Origin of the sequence: Marinomonas phaeophyticola, from assembly GCF_026966905.1 — a bacterium.
GTDB lineage: Bacteria > Pseudomonadota > Gammaproteobacteria > Pseudomonadales > Marinomonadaceae > Marinomonas > Marinomonas phaeophyticola.
Window position 1 is genome coordinate 409072 of record NZ_JAPUBN010000013.1, and the last position, 17694, is coordinate 426765.

Below are 17694 nucleotides of genomic sequence, written 5' to 3' on the forward strand. Positions count from 1 at the left end.
TAAAAACCATGCCTCGATAAGCGTGAGGCATGGTTTTTTTAACAACTAACAACTAACAACTAACAACTAACAACTAACAACTAACAACTAACAATCAAACAAGTAATTAATCAAGTTGCATCGGTGTTGTGCTTAATGTAGCCGAATTTTCATGTGTTTTCGGTTTGGTAAAGGTGCCGTTTATCACACAATAAATAAGAGAGATATTACAAGCTAATACAATAAATAGAGCGGGTAATCCGCCGAGATTAGACATCATTTTAATGCCATCAATACCGGCAAAACTGGTCATTACCCAAGCGATAAAACCTATAGTGACGCCCCAAACAACCTTAATCATGAGATTGTTATTGCCTTCTTCGTTCTCATTACCTGCAAGTACGGCTTCACTGTTATCAGCACAAAGGTTGGCAATGGCCTCTGTATTTGAGTCCGCTGCGGTGACATAGGAAAGAAAAGAGACAAATATAAATACAATCGCAGTAATACCGGCCATCGGTAAGTTATCGAACATGGTATAAATAACAGACTCAGCACCTGTTGCTTGTAATGCTTTATTTAGCATGCCGTCTCCTGTCATATCCATGTGAAGGGCCGTCCCACTAAAAATAGACATCCAAACGCAAGCAAAGGAAGCTGGTAGCACTAGGTTAAAAATCAAGAATTGACGGACAGTATAACCACGCGAAATTTTACCTAAGAAGAGGGCGGTAATTGGAGCCCAAGCTAACCAGTTAGCCCAGTAGAAAATGGTCCACCATTGAGGCCATTTATCTCCTGATGCGGCACCTGTGAACAAGCTTTTTTGGAAAAAATTACCTAAGTAGCTACCGATACCTTCCACGCCCATAGAAAGAATCCATGACGTTGGTCCAAAGATAAATACAAAGCCCGCGATTAAGAAAAATACCTTGGTATTTAAGCTTGATAAACGAGCAATACCCTTATGAAGCCCGCTTGCTGCAGAGATAATAAAGCAAGCTACTATGGCCAGAGTCACCGCACCTAAAACGATCGGCCCCGTACCTACAGAGAGCATGTTATCTAACCCCCCAGCCAGAGTGAGTACGCCTGTTCCTAAGGAGGCCGCCATGCCCGCAACTAGGGCATACAGAGCAATGGCATCAATAATCTGACCGACCTTACCTTGTACTCGCTTGCCGAAAATCGGATAAAGAGCCGACCCGAGAGAGAAAGGCATTTTTAAGTTGTAATAGGCTAATGCAAACATTAACGCTGGAATGGAATAAATAGCATAAGGAGTGAAGGACCAGTGCAAAAACATAGTCGACATCGCAAACTTGGCTGCAGCGGGTGAGTTTGCTTCTAGGCCCATCGAAGTTGGAGGCGAATGCAGATGGTACATAGGTTCTGCTGTGCCCCAAAATAGAATGCCTATGGCAACCGTCGTACATAGGGCAATAGAAAACCAACGCCATTTTGATAGCAAAGGAGTAGCCTGCTCGCCACCAATCTTAACATTACCAATCGGTGAGCAATATACCCATGCACAGGTGCCTAATAAGAATAGGGTGCCTATACTGAATAACCATGAAAATTCACTGAGTATCCAGCTGTTTATTGCCGAGGTGATGCCTAAGAAACCATCGAGGTTAACAAAGCTTAAAATGACAGCCGTCATTAAAAGCAAAAAAGGTGGCCAAAAGACCAAGGGTCTAATTTTATTTATTTTTTTCATTATTAAATCCTGAGTTATTCTATATTTTCAATCGTATGTTTAGGTTAGTTATATTCCTGTAAAACCATCTCTGCTCCTTTCTCTGCAACCATCATTACCGGTGCGTTAATATTTCCAGACGTGATATTTGGAAAAATAGACGCATCGATAACTCGTAAATTTTTGATTCCATGAACTTTTAACTGGTGATTTACCACATGTATTTGAGGATCTGGCCCCATTGCACAGGTCCCACATAAATGGTAAATAGAGCCACCGTTTTCACGGTAATATTGCAACATACTCTGATCATCTGTGGCTCTATCACCGGGTAACACTTCTTCTACGGTGACCTGTTTTAAGGATGCTGTTTTAATAAACTGTCGGATGAGTCGACTGCCTTGAATGGCTTCATTTTGATCTTTTTTTGTCGATAAATAATTTGCTTGTATCAAAGGCGCGTCGCTTGGCTCCGCTGAAGCGATTTTCACAACCCCTTTGCTTGTAGGGCGACATGAGTTGAATGCCATGAGGAAGCCTGAGTAGGGTTCAGGTTCCAATTTTGCATTTGGGTTATTGGGGATCTGATAGGACATGGGGTTGAAATAGAGCTGAATATTTGGCTTCGACTCCTGTTCCGCTCCTTTAAAAAATCCCCCCGCTTGGTTCACGCTTAAGGAGAGAGGCCCTTTACGATTTAAAGCATATTGGAGACCCGCTTTAAATTGTCCGAATATAGAACGGAATTCATCATTGAGTGTTTTGATATTAGATTTATAGTAATAGCTGACACAATGATGGTCTTGCAGGTTCTCCCCAACCGCTGGTAAATCGTGTACTAGTTTAATACCGTGTTGCTGTAATAGGTCTGGGTTCCCAATTCCGGATAATTGCAATAATTTTGGCGTGCCGACCGCTCCCCCACACAGCAAGACTTCGTTAGTGGCCTGAAATTGGCCGTGTTTGCCATGAATATCGACTTCTACAGCAATCGCTTTCTGGTTTTTGTCTATGATGACTTTATTGACTTGAGCGACGGTTTTAATGGTTAGATTATGTCTATTTCTAGCGGGTTTTAAATAGGCCGCATTGCTAGAATCCCTTACTCCATTGCGAATATTTGCATCATAGATGCCGGCGCCAGCAAATTGCTCACCATTAAAGTCTTCATTGATGGGAAAGCGTAATTCTTTGGCGGCGTCTAAGAAGTAATCGCAAATAGGATGAGCGCCATGCTTCATTTGAGTAATACCGATTGGACCCTTACTTGAATGGTGTTGAGTGTCGCCGAGTGGATGGGATTCTAATTTCTTAAAGTAGGGCAGAAGGTCGCGATAGCCCCAGCCAGGGTTGCCCACGGACTCCCAGTCATTAAAGTCATCTGGATTACCTCGAACGTAAATCATGGCATTAATGGAACCTGACCCACCTATCACCTTCCCTCTTGGTGCATACAAAGAACGGCCATTCATTTCGGCTTCTGGCTGGGTGTAATACATATAATTGTAGGTTGGGTTGTAGTAGGTTTTGGCAAAGCCGACAGGAACCTTTATCCAAGGGGATTTATCTTCCGGACCGGCTTCTAATAACAGTACGGAAAATTGCCCTGACTCGGAAAGTCTATTCGCTAAAATGCATCCAGCAGAACCGGCTCCCACAATAATAAAGTCATATGTTGTCGTCATGTTATTGCACACTCGAGTGGATGGAGTTATATGTTGTTAAGAGAGATAACTTATCAAATATCTTGTTCTGCATTAGGAGAGCCTTTTCTCGCTCCAGATGTCTGAGCTTGAGTATCATAAGGTTCAGGATCCATTAACAAATGCAAACGTTTACCGCGATAAGGCGAGTTTGCCTTGACCACTTTCATATTGAGTTCAATGCCTAAGCCCGGCTTCGATGATGGAATAATGTAGCCATCACGCCATTCTATTTTTTCTTCTAATACTTCTGCGTGGAACCCATCCCAAGTACCGATACTTTCTTGGATTAAGAAGTTTGGCGTTGCCGTTGCTAATTGGATACTTGCAGCCGCGCCAACAGGGCCGTTATAAAGATGGGGTGCAATTTGAACGTAATGGGCTTCGGCCATACCGGCAATTTTTTTCGCCTCTAAAATGCCACCCACTCTCCCTAAGTTCATTTGCAGAATGGACGCGCCATCATTCATCAATAGATCATGGAATTCGTATTTGCTAGTCAGTCGTTCTCCGGTCGCGATAGGGATACTGGTTTGGCGGGCTACTTTCCCCATGGCTTGATTGTTACCAGGAGGAATAGGCTCTTCAAACCATAAAGGATCAAAGGGCTCCAGTTGTTTAGCGAGGCGAATTGCACCAGCTGGTGTCATTTGTCCATGAGTACCGAACAAAAGGTCGCAGTTAGTCCCAACGGCTTGACGAATTTCACGACAAAAAGCGACACTTTTTTCTATATCGGTAAGTGATAACTGATGACCTGAATAGGCGGTATAAGGCCCTGCAGGATCAAATTTTAGGGCCGTAAATCCCATCTCCATATTTTTGATAGCACATTTTACGGCGAGCTCTAAGTTATCGTAATCGTAGTGGCCGTTTTCATCTTCAGGGTAGAGGTAGGTATAAGTACGAAGTTTTTCGTTAACTTTGCCGCCTATTAATTCATAGACAGGTTTGCCTGCCGCTTTACCAATGATGTCCCAGCAAGCCATTTCTAAACCGCTGATAATTCCCATCATGGTAAGGTCTGGACGCTGTGTAAAACCACTGGAATAAGCCTGACGGAAGAAGCGCTCAATGTGGTGAGGGTCATGACCGTTCAAATAAGTATTAAAAACATCTTCAATCGCCGACACCATCACATTTGGATGAAATGTTGCGGCATAAATTTCTCCAACCCCTTCGATTCCACACTGGGTACGAACTTGCACAAAAATCCAATACATTCCCCCTACATGAGGAGGAGGTGTTGCTACAACGTGAGTTTCACAGGATACAATCTTCATTTTTTTTACTCTCTGAAAAGTGATTCATCAGGAAAAAATCACACTCTCTCCTATAGCGGAATGAACCGTAGAATACAGAGAAAGGTGTTTTTAAAGCGTATTAGTAATTCAGCACCACTAGTCGAGTTTGAGTGAATTCCAACATGCCATGTTTACCATCATCACCACCCAATCCAGAGCGTTTCCATCCAGCGTGATAACCTTGATAAGGGTCGGCTGGAGTGCGATTAATGTATATTTCACCCGCTTCGATGTTGTTCGCTACTTTCATCGCCGTGCGATAGTTTTCTGTGTAGATGACAGACGCTAATCCAAATTGATGATCATTGGCGAGTTCAAGGGCTTCATCGCTGGTTTTATAAGGTAAAACAGGTAGTACTGGGCCAAAGATTTCTTCTTGGACAATCTCCATATCTTGGCGACAGTGAGTTAGCAAGGTAGGTGGATAAAAATGCCCCGTTCCATCTGGAATATAGCCACCAATTTCAAGTTTTGCACCATCATCAATGGCCCGTGCAACCATTTGGTGAATGTTGATACGGGCACTTTCATTAATTAAAGGCCCCATCATATGAGGGTTCTGAGCCCGATTACCGAACTCCTTGGCTTTAAATTCAGCTTTTAATAATGAGATAAACTCGTCATAGACGGATTCTTGAACATAAACCCGTTCTACCGCGGTACAAAGCTGTCCACAATGGGTGGTTTTGGAGGCAACAATTTCTTTTGCGGCTTTGACCAAATCGGCATCGGCTTCAACGATAGCAGGCGTTTTTCCTCCTAACTCAAGGGACGATTTAGCGATATTGACTTGAGAATACTCTAAGACTTTACGACCCGCTCCAACACTTCCTGTTAGGGTAATCATACCAACATTTGGATGGGTACAAACCATCTCAGCGGTAGCGTGAGACATGGTCAAAATATTAACTACGCCTTCTGGGAATCCCGCTAGTTGTACTGCTTTCGCAATTTCAAATGCTGAAGAAGGGGTATTATTACTCGGTCGTACGATGACACTGTTTCCAGTAATTAAGGCCGGTGCTATTTTGCGTAGTAATGTATAAACAGGAAAGTTAAAAGGGATTAAGCAGGCTACGACTCCAATGGGCTCTCTTTGCAATAACAAATTTTCAGATGGAGTATCGCTTGGGATGATTTCGCCTTCGATACGTCGAGCCCACTCAGCATGGTAACGGGTAATATCACCCGCATATATCGCTTCGTTGGTTGCATCTTCAAGGCTTTTTCCGGACTCATCCGCCAGCGCTTTACCTATCTCTGGGCTCAGAGAAGTTAATGCATCGGCTAATTTATGTAGATATTGTGCCCGCTCTACACTGGTTAATTTACGCCATTTTTTTTGCGCTGTGGTAGCGCTATTAATTGCTCGCAATACATCATCTTCTGTTGCTGCCTGGGCACTGGCTATATGTTCTTCTGTTGCTGGGTTGTAAACAGCAATTAATTCGGCTTTCTCAGAATGGAAGAACTGGTTGTTTATAAAATTAGTATCACTGCGCATGGTGTTCTCCAAGTGTATTTTTTATTGATAATAAGGATTAGGTACCAAGGGTGTCAATTTTTATTTCATATACAAAATTAATATTCTATATATGGAATTATTTTTTAAGTGTATGATTTAAAATGAATTAATTTATATTTTTCCTTTAATGGATGAAGAGATCTTAAAGGTAAGTTCTGGTTATATAGGGATTTCATTGAAATAAAAAATTTGAATTAATTTTGATTAAAAATTTACCATTAAAGTTAAAGTAGATTTACAAGAATTCTTTTGGATAATTTTTTATATATGGAATTTTTATTGCGAATTGACACGTCTGCAGACAGTAAGTGTGAGTTTTTCTAGTTAGGGTATGTAAAAAGATCGTTTGTATAAGTTTACGATTTTGCTTTCTATGCTTTATTCCATTCCCCCTTCTAAAAAGAGCTCGACATGCGGATAGAAAAAGATCTACTAGGTGAAGTACAGATCCCTTTAACGTCACCGTTTGGTGCGCAAACACAAAGAGCCATAGACTTGTACCCCATCGTAAGCGGCAAAGCCTTGAGTGCTTATCCTGATTTGGTCTTGAGTTTACTGAAAGTAAAGAAAGCGGCGCTGCTAACGAATATGGAGATAGGTGAGATAGAGAAGGAACATGGTCAGGCGATGTTGTCTACAATAGATAACTTGATCATGACGTTGCCTGACGTAATCAAAACGTATTTTCCCATCCATGCCTATCATGGCGGTGGTGGAATCTCGACGAATATGAACATGAATGAGGTTATTGCGAATCTAGCGAATCGAGATAGTTATCGTCAAAGTTTTGGTCGCTACGCACCTATCCACCCGAATAATCATGTGAACTTAAACCATTCTACCAGTGATGCGCTCAATACGGCTTGTAATCTAGCGATCCAAAAAGCTTGGGGTCGATTACAAGGGCGTATACAACAGTTGGAATTAGGATTTGAGGAACAGGCGAACCAATGGCGGCACATCAAAAAAATATCACGTACCTGTTTGCAAGATGCGGTGGCAATTAGCTTTGGTGATCTATTTGATGGTTATAACACCAGTATAAAGCGCAGTCATACTCTTCTTAGCCAGGATGTGGAAAGCTTTCATCTTGTTAATATGGGAGGCAATATTATTGGTCGACAGGGAGATTGCAGTCGTCGATTTTTTGATTCGATTATCTTTCATTTACGTCAAGTGACAGGAAATAAAGCCATCAATCGAACCGATGATTTGATTGACAGTTCGCAAAATCATGATGATATGGTGCGTTTTGCCAGTAATTTAGACCAGTTTGCCCTTGGTTTAATCAAAATAGCGAAGGATTTAAGGTTAATGGCATCAGGGCCTCAAACGGGCCTTGGGGAAATTAGCTTACCCGCGGTGCAGCAAGGTTCTTCTGCTATGCCAGGGAAAATCAATCCAACGATTCCTGAATACTTAATTCAATCCTGTATGCAGGTATCTGGTCATTGCCATACGGTGCGTATGACTCATGCGCATGGGGAGCTCGATTATACGCCATGGCAATCCGTGGTGATTACGAATGTATTGGATGCAATGGAAACCTTAGGGACGGCTATACAGGTGTTTACTCAGTATTGTGTTGTCGGAATTCAACCGAACGAAGCGCGGAATGCTCAGAACCTAGAGACGATTATTCCTACCATGGTGTCTATTATGCAATCAAAAGGTTACACCTATGCCTCCTCACTTTATAAGGAATGTCAGGGAGACCTAGATCGAATTCGCCAACATATTCAAGGGGACAATGTCTTATAGAACCTAGCTCATTGTTTAGTAAGACTCGATTGCTTTCCTTTAACACATGTCATGAGTTTTTGGTCATGACGTGTGCTTTTATCTCGATTGTCAAATGACCGCCGCATTCCTAATATCCCCATCGAACCGGTTGTACGTATCACAGTACGGCTACTATTTACCTAAGAATAAGAGAGTTTACGATGACGGAATCGATTGCTGCTCCATTAGAGTGGGCTAGAAAATGGCTTGCTACTCCTAAAAAACAATACATGAATGGCCAATGGATCGACGGTAATTCGAAAGAGCAATGGAGTGTAAAAGACCCATCTAATGGTGATCTTTTATGTCATTTTAACATGGCTGATTCAGATCAAGTTGAGCAAATGGCGCAGCAGGCCCACCAAACTCATGATGAGCAAGTATGGGCAAAATCCAACCGTGATAGTCGGGCTAAATTACTGCGTGATATCGCGACATTAATACGGTCGAATGTTGAAAAGTTAGCGGTATTGGAAAGTCTAGCAAATGGCAAGTTGTATAGTGAATCCTTGGAAGGTGACATCCCAACCTGTGCTGATATTTTTGATTATTACGCTGGTTGGGTCGATAAATTTTATGGTGAAACCTGCCCAGTTGAAGAGGGTTATTTAAATTACACCACCAAAGAGCCTGTTGGTGTGTGTGGCTTGATTGCTCCTTGGAATTTTCCTCTTTATCAAGCCAGTTTGAAAATTGCTCCGGCTTTAGCGATGGGCAATACCGTTATTATTAAACCGTCAGAATATACCCCACTTACGGCGATTTATTTGATGGAATTGATTGACCAAGAGTTATCGGTACCAAAAGGGGTAATCAACTTATTGTTGACTGGTGGTCAAGCGGCCAATCAACTGACCCTAAGCCACCATGTACATAAAATTTCTTTTACAGGCAGTACTGGGGTAGGTCAAAAAATCGTTCAAAACTCAGGTATATCAAATCTGAAATCAGCCACGTTGGAATTAGGCGGAAAATCACCTTGTATCTTTTTTGAAGATACCCCGAATTTAGACAGTGCCATTGATCGTGCCTTTGATGTGATGTTTTCCCATAAAGGTGAAAAATGCTCCGAGCCAACACGCTTTTTAATTCACGAAAGTATTTATGACTACGTATTGAATGCTTTGATTGAAAAAGCCAATGGCGTGAAGTGCGGTAATCCTTTTGCGGCCGATGCACAACAGGGTCCGCAATGTAATGAAATGCAATTTAATAAGATCATGAGCTATATCGAAATTGGCAAACAAGAAGCCGAGTTGGTGGCTGGTGGCTATGCGGATACAGAAGGTGATAACGCGAAAGGGTTTTATATTCGACCAACCATTTTTTCAAATGTGTCTCCATCTTGTCGTATTGCTCAAGAAGAGATTTTTGGTCCAATTCTTTGCTGTACCCCATTTGCTACGACAGAAGAAGCCGTGACTATGGCAAACGATACGGCTTTTGGTTTAGCGGCCGGTATCTATACCAGTAATGTGTCGCGCGCGCATAAAGTGGCGGAGCAAATTGATGCGGGGATGTTGTTTATTAATCGCTACGGTTGTTACGGGTTAAGCAGTCCATTTGGCGGTTTTAAACAAAGTGGCTGGGGTAAAGAAATGGCGATTCATTCTTTGTCTTCCTACACAAAAAGTAAGTCTGTTTGGGTTTACTACGGCGATCAATGATCGGTGTCTTTAGCTGTTACCTCTGTTAAAGCGGGTCAACACAACAATAAAAAGTGAGCGTTATCATGCAATATGTTCAATTAGGTCAATCTGGATTAAAAGTATCACGTTTGTGTCTCGGCACCATGAATATGGGCTCAAAGGAATGGAAGCCTTGGATTTTTGATGAAAAAGAGAGCGAACCCATTATTTGCCATGCATTAGACAATGGCGTTAATTTTATCGATCTTGCTGATTTTTATTCGCAAGGCGCAGGCGAACAAGTAGTGTGTAATGTACTTAATCGCGTGGCGCGTCGTGATGATTTGGTCATTACAACGAAAGTGGGCTATTCGATGGGAACTGATATTAATGCTTCTGGTCATTCTCGTAAGCATATATTTAATTCCATTGATGCGTCTTTGAAACGTATGGGTACCGATTATGTTGATATTTATATGTTGCATTATTTCGATACCCAAACGCCTATTGAAGAGACCATGATGGCCCTGAATGACATAGTGCGCTCAGGTAAAGCTCGTTATATTGGTGTATCAACCATGAACACCTGGCAATTAGCGAAAATTTTACAAGTGTGTGAACGTCATGGCTTGGTTAAACCAATCAATATGCAGTTACAATTGAATTGTGCATATCGTGAAGAAGAGCGAGAAATGATCCCTTACTGTGTTGATCAAGGTATAGGTGTATCTGTTTTTAGTCCTCTGGCTCGTGGTGTATTGACGAATGACCTCAATTCAACACGTAATAAGACGGATTTCTTTACGGCTGAAATGTATAACGATCAAGCTTCTATTGATATTGCTCATTCTGTTGCAAAAGTGGCGCAGTTTAGAGGATGTGCTCCAGCTCAAGTGGCACAAGCATGGGTTCTTAATAAACCCCAAGTGTCTTCTATGCTAGTGGGGGCAGACACAAAAGAGCAGTTTGATAGTGCTCTTAATGCATTAAATATGACCTTAAGTGACAGTGAAATTTATGAAATAGAACGCAATTACACGCCTTGTGATTTAATCAATGATTATACGGCAGGTAAACGCATCCCACGTAATGCAAGACCTGAACAAGAGTTTGGTAGGCTGGAAAGCGTAGGTTAACCTCTGTCTTGTTACTTTAGGCTTGATAAAAAATCCTTGCATGTTGCGAGGATTTTTTTGCCAGTCACTTCAAAGGGATTTGTTTTTATTACTTTAAAGGCATAATATTGGGAAATAATTCCTTATATGAAAAAAATATTTCACATAAGGAATTTGTTTTCAAAGAGAAACTCTGGTGTCTGAAATGTATTTCAATATACCAGCTGTAAAATGATTTTATACCCTTGAAAAAGTATTGAAATGAGCATTGAAAAAAATAAAACTCAAGCCCCTGCCGTAGATCATGCTATTGCGATTATCGATTTAATTGCGGCTTCCTCCTTTCCTTTAACCTTGTCTGAAATTTGCAAACAAACTCATATCCCTGCTGCAAGCGCCCATCGGGTCATTAATTCGTTACTGATGCATCAGATGATTTCAACAGACCCTCGTAGAAAGCGATCTTACAGTGTTGGCTCTCGTATTTTTGAGGTGGCTTCTACTGTTTTTAGTAAGCAAAGTTTGATTCCCTTTTTTTATCCTATTGCTGAAATTTTAAAAAATGAAATACACCAACCTATCTTTTTAAGTGTTCCTATTGGTAATCAAATGGTGGTGGTATCTAAAGTGGAACCTTCAGTCAGTAATGCTTTTGAAATCTATATTGGTCAAACGATCGGCATGCATTTTTCTGCATCGGGTAAATCACTTTTATCTATGCATTCAGAAGAGTTTAGGAAAAATTATTTTGCTCTGGATACGGTGGCTGATACCTTAAGTAATGATGGGAAAAAAGAGGTGTTAGAAGAAATAGATAGAGCGGCACGACTTGGGTATTCTGTCAGCAATGGCGATTTTGATGGCCGCATTAGTACATTGGCTGCGCCAGTTATGAATTTGCGTAATGAGCCTGTGGCGACGATCAGTATTGCCATTAAAAGTGCAGAATTTGATCCTCCAGAAGCGCGCCAATATTCGAAGAATTTAGTTCAGGCCGCGCGCCAGCTGTCCGCTCGTATTATCTAATTGATGTAGAGCCTGAACGATCGCGCCAACTTTTGTCTAATGAAGGCGCTACGAGTAATCGATAGCCTGTTCGTGCCTTATTGACATTGAGTGTAGCAACTTGGTGTTCTAGGGCAGACCGCTCCTCGAGAGCAAATGAGCCTAGCGTCGTTCTCTATACCTCTTTCAACCCAGTTTATATTGAGAATTTTAGCGACACTCATAAGATCTTTTTTTATATTTTTAGGGATAGTGGCTGAGCCACCATTGTTGACGCAGACTTGCTTTAGCTCGTTGGCAATGCTGAGAACATCTTTGCCCTGAGCTTCAATCGCTGGATTAAGATCAATTCCAGAGCACAGAACATGATGATTACCGGCTAAATCTTGTGCTGTGACGGATTCACAGGAATAAATACGAGGTTCATTGCCCACATTCAGAATGGAAATTTGGGAAGAGGTACCCGTTAAAGGGGCGTTAATCATGCGAAATACCGCCCAATGATGGCATGGGTCTTCCACCTCACGCATATTTCCCCAGGGTAAAGGGATACCATTTCCTCGATAAACGGCTTTTAATTTACCCGGCGCGTAGGCATCAAAGTAGTGCCAATGGGGGTAAGGGGAAACGGCTGTCATCCGACGCATGGCAACCGACTCTGAAACGCCAACGAGCTTACCTGTGTTAATTTCATAACCATTACGATCAAGCATCTGTCTAAAAGGTACTTTCGGGCACAGCAATGCACCCGCAAAAAAACTGCACTCAAAGTCCCGCCATGCATGCAGGATATCTTGTGCTTCCATATCTGACGTTTGGGTACGAATGCTTTGGTCTTGTAATGGTGATATTTCATTGCGTCCAGTGACTAAGATATTTTTCATTCCATCTTTGTCATGGAGGGCTGCATGACCAATATGTACGGCTAAATTATACTTTAAACGGTGCGGTTGAGATTTCATCCGTTGGTTAATATAAATGAGATTAGGTGGCTCGAAAAAGGAAGTGACAACACTTTGCGTATTTAATCCAATACCCTCTAAAGCGGCTGCAGGGGTCTTGTCAAACCACTTGATTTTCAATCCCATTTGTTTGGTTATAGCGAGGATTTCTTCCAAACTTAAAGGCAGCCTTTTTAGGCCTATCTCTTCCGCAGCACGTTCTAAATCTGGGAAATGGTTTTGATGATGTTCTTGGTGAGCGCGTATTAATAGGTGCGCGAATTGCCGTCCACTGGTACCTGTTTGAGACAACATTTCAGGAATGGCTATCTGTAATATTTCCTTAGAAAATAGAAAGTTAGGTTCTAAGGCCATACCGTTTATCCCCCCACGAGCACCTTTGGTTGGTGTGATGTCTCCAGCCTCAGGAATATCGTCTAAAAACCAGTCAACCTCTTTTTGAAAGACGTTAGCAATGACTTCTAAGACCTCTTCACTCGGTATGCGTTTGCCCCTTTCTATCATAGATAAATAGGAGACCGAGGGGGCCGATTCTGGGTCCACTTTGATACAACGAGCGGATAAATCTTCCATCGTTAGGCGGTTACGTTTTCTTAGGTTACGTATCTTAGTTCCTAAGAAATGCGTTTTACGTGTGAGGCTATTTTTATGTTTCATTTTTGTAAAATTTACACTGTGTAATTCTTATTGTGAAATTCTAGTGTAATTTCGCTTAGACTAAAAATCAAGCAATCAGTCATTGCTTAAACCTAAGTGATAACGATCAAACTGGCTAGGAAGGTAGATAAGATGAATATGACCCTACAAAAAAGCAGCTTCATTAATGAGGGGTTTTATAACTTCATCAATGAGGAAGTATTGCCCTTACATGCGTTGGACTCTTCAACATTCTGGAATGATTTTGAGACCTTGGTGGCTGATTTATCACCGATTAATCAAACCTTGTTACTCACAAGAGAGCGCATGCAGGAGCAAATCGACCAATGGCACATTAACCGTAAAGGTCAGCCGTTTGACGCTCTGGAATACGAAGCGTTTTTACAGGAAATTCAATACCTTGTTGAGGAAAAGGAAGACTTTTCTATTACTACAGAAAACGTAGATGAGGAAATTGCCGAATTGGCTGGCCCACAATTAGTGGTTCCTGTGAAGAATGCGCGTTTTGCCCTTAATGCGGCGAATGCTCGTTGGGGAAGTTTATATGATGCTCTTTATGGCAGCGACATCATTCCGGCAAAGGAGGGTTTAGAAAAAGGTGCTCAATATAACGAAGCTCGAGGTAAGCGAGTTATTGCAATGGCAAAGGATTTTCTTGACGACACTTTTCCACTGGAAATGGGTTCTCATCAAAATGCTTGTAGTTATGTTGTCTATTATAACCATTTATTGGCGTTTTTCTCCGATGGCAGTTCTTCTGGATTAAAAGATCCTAGCCAGCTAGTGGCTTTGAGTGGTCCGCGTAATGAACCCGAATCATTACTGCTTAAAAATAATGGTTTGCATGTAGAGTTGCAGTTTGATCCGAATGGTCAAAATGGTATTCATGATATTGCTAACATCAATGACATGATTTTAGAGTCGGCTTTAAGCACCATTATTGATTGTGAAGACTCCGTTGCCGCCGTAGATGCAGAAGATAAAATAGACGTTTATAGAAATTGGTTGGGGCTAATGCGAGGTACTTTGGAAGCCTGTATGGAAAAAGGGGGCGGTCTCTCATTAGACGTATGAATAGAGATAGACGCTATACCGGTATGGATAGACAAGATTACCTTTTACCTGGACGCTCATTGCTATTAATTCGCAATGTTGGTCACTTAATGCAAAGTGATTTAATGCAGGATGCTGCGGGCAATTTCGCCCCAGAAGGGATTGTTGATGCGGTTGTCACTTCACTCATAGCTGCATTGGATTTACAACAGGATAATCCTATTCACAATAGTCGAACCGGCAGTATTTATATAGTTAAACCAAAAATGCATGGACCTGAAGAAGTCGCATTTACTTGTCTTCTATTCAGTCGGGTTGAAGCCATGTTAGGGCTAGCAAAAAACACGATCAAAATGGGCATCATGGATGAAGAGCGCCGTACTTCATTGAATTTAAAAGAGTGCATTCGTGCGGCGAAAGATCGAGTTGTGTTTATTAATACAGGCTTTCTGGATAGAACGGGTGATGAAATTCATACCAGTATGCATGCGGGGGCGTTCTTACCAAAAAATCAAATCAAGGTGCAACCTTGGATTCAAGCTTATGAGAACCGTAATGTTGAAATTGGCCTAAATTGCGGGCTTCAAGGCAAGGCGCAAATAGGTAAAGGTATGTGGGCGATGCCGGATGAAATGGCCGCTATGATGAATGAAAAAATAGCACATCCTAAAGCGGGAGCCAACACGGCTTGGGTGCCATCACCTACAGCGGCGACCTTGCATGCGATGCATTATCACAAGGTGAACGTAGTTTCGATGCAGAACCAAATTAAACATAGAGTGCCATCAACACGAGCAGACTTATTGAAAATACCCACTATAGACTCAATGAGTTCTCTTTCTGTTGAGGCGATAGAAGCTGAAGTTGAGAATAATATTCAAGGGATTTTAGGATACGTCGTTCGTTGGGTTGAGTCTGGTGTTGGCTGCTCCAAGGTACCGGATATTAACAATATTGGTTTAATGGAAGACAGAGCGACCTTAAGAATATCCAGTCAACACGTTGCGAATTGGCTATTGCATGGAGTGTGTTCTAAAGAACAGATTGACCAGATTATGGTGCGTATGGCCGCTGTAGTGGATGAACAAAACAGCTTAACACCGGGTTACCAGGCTATGTCACCAAAGACAGATCAAAGTCCTGCATTTATCGCCGCTCAGGAGTTGATCTTCCAAGCGCTCGATCAACCGAACGGATATACAGAGCCACTGCTTCATAAGCACAGAGCTCAGGTAAAACAAGCTAAAAACCTTTAGTAATACCCTTTGTACTTTTATTAACGAATAAAAATAAATAGCGAGAATAGATATGACAACTTATCAAAATGAAATACAGCAAGCCGATTCCACTCTTGACCGAAAAGGCCCATCTTGGGGGGCCATTAACCCTGAGTATGTGGCCAGAATGGCATTACAAAACCGCTTTAAAACCGGTTTAGATATCGCCAAGTATACTGCAAAAATAATGCGTGAAGACATGGCCAACTACGATAAGGATGCGGCTAACTACACCCAATCTTTGGGGTGCTGGCATGGATTTATTGGCCAACAAAAAATGATTTCCATTAAAAAGCATTTTGGCACCACTCGCCGTCGTTATTTATATCTTTCTGGTTGGATGGTGGCGGCGATGCGCTCTGAATTTGGGCCTTTACCAGATCAATCTATGCATGAGAAAACTTCCGTTCCGGCGTTAATTGAAGAACTGTATACTTTTTTGAAACAAGCTGACAGCCGTGAATTACAGCATTTATTTAAAGATCTTGATACTGCACGGGAAGAAGGTAATGAGGTTAAAGCAAAATCTGTGCAAGAGAAAATTGATGCATTTGAAACCCATGTTGTTCCTATTATCGCGGACATTGATGCCGGGTTTGGTAATGAAGAGGCGACCTATCTTTTGGCGAAAAAAATGATCGAAGCCGGTGCTTGTTGTATTCAAATTGAAAATCAGGTATCTGATGCGAAGCAATGTGGTCATCAGGACGGTAAAGTTACTGTGCCACACGAAGACTTCTTGGCAAAAATTAATGCCGTTCGTTATGCCTTTATGGAACTGGGCGTAGAAGAAGGGGTTATTGTGGCACGGACCGATTCGTTGGGAGCAGGGCTTACTCAAAAGATCCCAGTTTCTCAAGAAGAAGGGGATTTAGCAGATCAATACAATGCGTATATTGATGGTGAAGAGGTGACTTCACTGGCGCAAATGAAATCGGGTGACATGTTAATAAAACAAGGTGAGCGTGTTATTAAACCGATTCGTCTAGCGAATGGATTGGTGAGGTTTAAGGAAAATACTGGTGCGGATAGAGCGGTATTAGATTGCATTACATCGTTACAAAATGGAGCGGACTTGCTCTGGATTGAAACAGAAAAGCCGCATATTGGTCAGATAGCGGCCTTGGTGAACCGTATTCGTGAAGCTGTGCCGAATGCAAAATTGGTTTACAACAATAGTCCATCTTTTAACTGGACATTAAACTTTCGTCAGCAGGTGTTTGATGCATGGTTGGAAGAAGGCCGTGACTTAAGCCAATACCAACGTAACGCCTTGATGTCGTCTGATTATGATCAAACCGACTTGTCGGTAGAAGCGGATAATAGAATTCGTCGCTTCCAACGAGACGCGGCACAACAAGCGGGTATTTTTCATCACCTGATTACGTTGCCAACCTATCATACAGCGGCATTATCAACGGATAATCTAGCGAAAGATTACTTTGGTGAGCAAGGGATGCTGGGTTATGTATTAGAAGTACAAAGAAAAGAAATTAGACAGGGGTTGGCCTGCGTTAAGCACCAAGATATGTCAGGCTCCAATATCGGTGATGACCATAAAGAATATTTCTCTGGGGCGAATGCGCTAAAAGCATCAGGAAAAGATAATACAATGAATCAATTTGTCGTATCGTCTTAAGGTTTTGTTCTTTCATCACTGACTCTTAGTTAGTGAAATCTAGAGTTGGTATGTTAAGCCCTAAGTTATACAGAAAAACTAATGATGTTATGTCATTAGTTTTTTTTGCTAGGTCGTCGTTTTTAAAACGATAATATCATATTGTTAGACGCTATTAATAATGGTAGCAATTTCAGATATAGCACCTGATAGTGAATTTTCCAATGTAGGATTTGACATGACTGCAGCAACAATTGCCGCTATGGCAACGCCAACGATGGCGTATTCAATTGCCGTTACTCCTTTATTATTCTGAATAAATAAAGACAGGCTTTTTCTCATAGTCTAAGCTCATAATTTTATTTGTATAAACAATTAAAGCACAAA

Annotated in this window: 13 protein-coding genes; 7 read left to right on the forward strand and 6 right to left on the reverse strand. The window is 41.7% G+C overall.

The annotated features are described in order from the left end of the window. Positions 1 to 106: 106 nt before the first annotated feature. The 4 genes from O1D97_RS08110 to aldA form a co-directional block, all read right to left on the reverse strand. Positions 107 to 1699, reverse strand: coding sequence for a BCCT family transporter (locus O1D97_RS08110; RefSeq protein ID WP_269124539.1), 1593 nt, complete (start codon positions 1697 to 1699; stop codon positions 107 to 109). 44 nt (positions 1700 to 1743) lie between these two features. After that, positions 1744 to 3363, reverse strand: coding sequence for a GMC family oxidoreductase (locus tag O1D97_RS08115; protein ID WP_269124541.1), 1620 nt, complete (start codon positions 3361 to 3363; stop codon positions 1744 to 1746). A 53-nt stretch (positions 3364 to 3416) separates the two neighbouring features. Next, a complete protein-coding gene (locus O1D97_RS08120; protein ID WP_269124542.1) occupies positions 3417 to 4664 on the reverse strand; it encodes a mandelate racemase/muconate lactonizing enzyme family protein in 1248 nt (415 codons plus the stop codon). 100 nt (positions 4665 to 4764) lie between these two features. Beyond that, complete coding sequence (gene aldA / locus O1D97_RS08125) at positions 4765 to 6189, reverse strand: aldehyde dehydrogenase (RefSeq protein ID WP_269124543.1); 1425 nt, start codon at positions 6187 to 6189, stop codon at positions 4765 to 4767. A gap of 432 nt (positions 6190 to 6621) precedes the next feature. Between aldA and O1D97_RS08130 the strand changes: the two genes are divergently transcribed. The 4 genes from O1D97_RS08130 to O1D97_RS08145 all read left to right on the forward strand — a co-directional run bounded on the left by O1D97_RS08130 (position 6622) and on the right by O1D97_RS08145 (position 11761). Further along, complete coding sequence (locus O1D97_RS08130; protein WP_269124544.1) at positions 6622 to 7971, forward strand: lyase family protein; 1350 nt, start codon at positions 6622 to 6624, stop codon at positions 7969 to 7971. A 182-nt stretch (positions 7972 to 8153) separates the two neighbouring features. Then, entirely contained in the window at positions 8154 to 9659 is a 1506-nt protein-coding gene (locus O1D97_RS08135; protein ID WP_269124545.1) for an aldehyde dehydrogenase family protein, read from the forward strand. 65 nt (positions 9660 to 9724) lie between these two features. Beyond that, a complete protein-coding gene (locus O1D97_RS08140; RefSeq protein WP_269124547.1) occupies positions 9725 to 10756 on the forward strand; it encodes an aldo/keto reductase in 1032 nt (343 codons plus the stop codon). A 240-nt stretch (positions 10757 to 10996) separates the two neighbouring features. Further along, positions 10997 to 11761, forward strand: a complete 765-nt coding sequence (locus O1D97_RS08145; protein WP_269124548.1) for an IclR family transcriptional regulator — start codon at positions 10997 to 10999, stop codon at positions 11759 to 11761. A gap of 77 nt (positions 11762 to 11838) precedes the next feature. Here O1D97_RS08145 and O1D97_RS08150 read toward each other — a convergent pair whose 3' ends face one another. Continuing rightward, positions 11839 to 13359: a DUF3612 domain-containing protein gene (locus O1D97_RS08150; protein ID WP_269124550.1), complete on the reverse strand. Its 1521-nt coding sequence runs from the start codon at positions 13357 to 13359 to the stop codon at positions 11839 to 11841. 132 nt (positions 13360 to 13491) lie between these two features. Between O1D97_RS08150 and O1D97_RS19875 the strand changes: the two genes are divergently transcribed. Genes O1D97_RS19875 through O1D97_RS08160 form a run of 3 tightly spaced genes read left to right on the forward strand, consistent with a single transcriptional unit; the run spans position 13492 to position 17328 of the window. Then, a complete protein-coding gene (locus O1D97_RS19875) occupies positions 13492 to 14433 on the forward strand; it encodes an aldolase/citrate lyase/malate synthase family protein (RefSeq protein ID WP_428981107.1) in 942 nt (313 codons plus the stop codon). After that, on the forward strand, positions 14430 to 15668 hold the full coding sequence (locus O1D97_RS19880) for a malate synthase G (RefSeq protein WP_428981108.1): 1239 nt from the start codon (positions 14430 to 14432) through the stop codon (positions 15666 to 15668). Before O1D97_RS19875 ends, O1D97_RS19880 begins: the two co-directional genes overlap by 4 nt. A gap of 52 nt (positions 15669 to 15720) precedes the next feature. Beyond that, entirely contained in the window at positions 15721 to 17328 is a 1608-nt protein-coding gene (locus O1D97_RS08160) for an isocitrate lyase (protein WP_269124551.1), read from the forward strand. Between the two features lie 144 nt (positions 17329 to 17472). Here O1D97_RS08160 and O1D97_RS08165 read toward each other — a convergent pair whose 3' ends face one another. Then, complete coding sequence (locus O1D97_RS08165) at positions 17473 to 17649, reverse strand: Flp family type IVb pilin (protein WP_269124552.1); 177 nt, start codon at positions 17647 to 17649, stop codon at positions 17473 to 17475. Positions 17650 to 17694 lie beyond the last annotated feature (45 nt).

Coding starts and splice junctions, on each gene's coding strand:
- O1D97_RS08110 (WP_269124539.1), bottom strand. CDS start 1,699: ATGAAAAAAATAAATAAAATTAGACCCTTGGTCTTTTGGCCACCTTTT.
- O1D97_RS08115 (WP_269124541.1), bottom strand. CDS start 3,363: ATGACGACAACATATGACTTTATTATTGTGGGAGCCGGTTCTGCTGGA.
- O1D97_RS08120 (WP_269124542.1), bottom strand. CDS start 4,664: ATGAAGATTGTATCCTGTGAAACTCACGTTGTAGCAACACCTCCTCCT.
- aldA (WP_269124543.1), bottom strand. CDS start 6,189: ATGCGCAGTGATACTAATTTTATAAACAACCAGTTCTTCCATTCTGAG.
- O1D97_RS08130 (WP_269124544.1), top strand. CDS start 6,622: ATGCGGATAGAAAAAGATCTACTAGGTGAAGTACAGATCCCTTTAACG.
- O1D97_RS08135 (WP_269124545.1), top strand. CDS start 8,154: ATGACGGAATCGATTGCTGCTCCATTAGAGTGGGCTAGAAAATGGCTT.
- O1D97_RS08140 (WP_269124547.1), top strand. CDS start 9,725: ATGCAATATGTTCAATTAGGTCAATCTGGATTAAAAGTATCACGTTTG.
- O1D97_RS08145 (WP_269124548.1), top strand. CDS start 10,997: ATGAGCATTGAAAAAAATAAAACTCAAGCCCCTGCCGTAGATCATGCT.
- O1D97_RS08150 (WP_269124550.1), bottom strand. CDS start 13,359: ATGAAACATAAAAATAGCCTCACACGTAAAACGCATTTCTTAGGAACT.
- O1D97_RS19875 (WP_428981107.1), top strand. CDS start 13,492: ATGAATATGACCCTACAAAAAAGCAGCTTCATTAATGAGGGGTTTTAT.
- O1D97_RS19880 (WP_428981108.1), top strand. CDS start 14,430: ATGAATAGAGATAGACGCTATACCGGTATGGATAGACAAGATTACCTT.
- O1D97_RS08160 (WP_269124551.1), top strand. CDS start 15,721: ATGACAACTTATCAAAATGAAATACAGCAAGCCGATTCCACTCTTGAC.
- O1D97_RS08165 (WP_269124552.1), bottom strand. CDS start 17,649: ATGAGAAAAAGCCTGTCTTTATTTATTCAGAATAATAAAGGAGTAACG.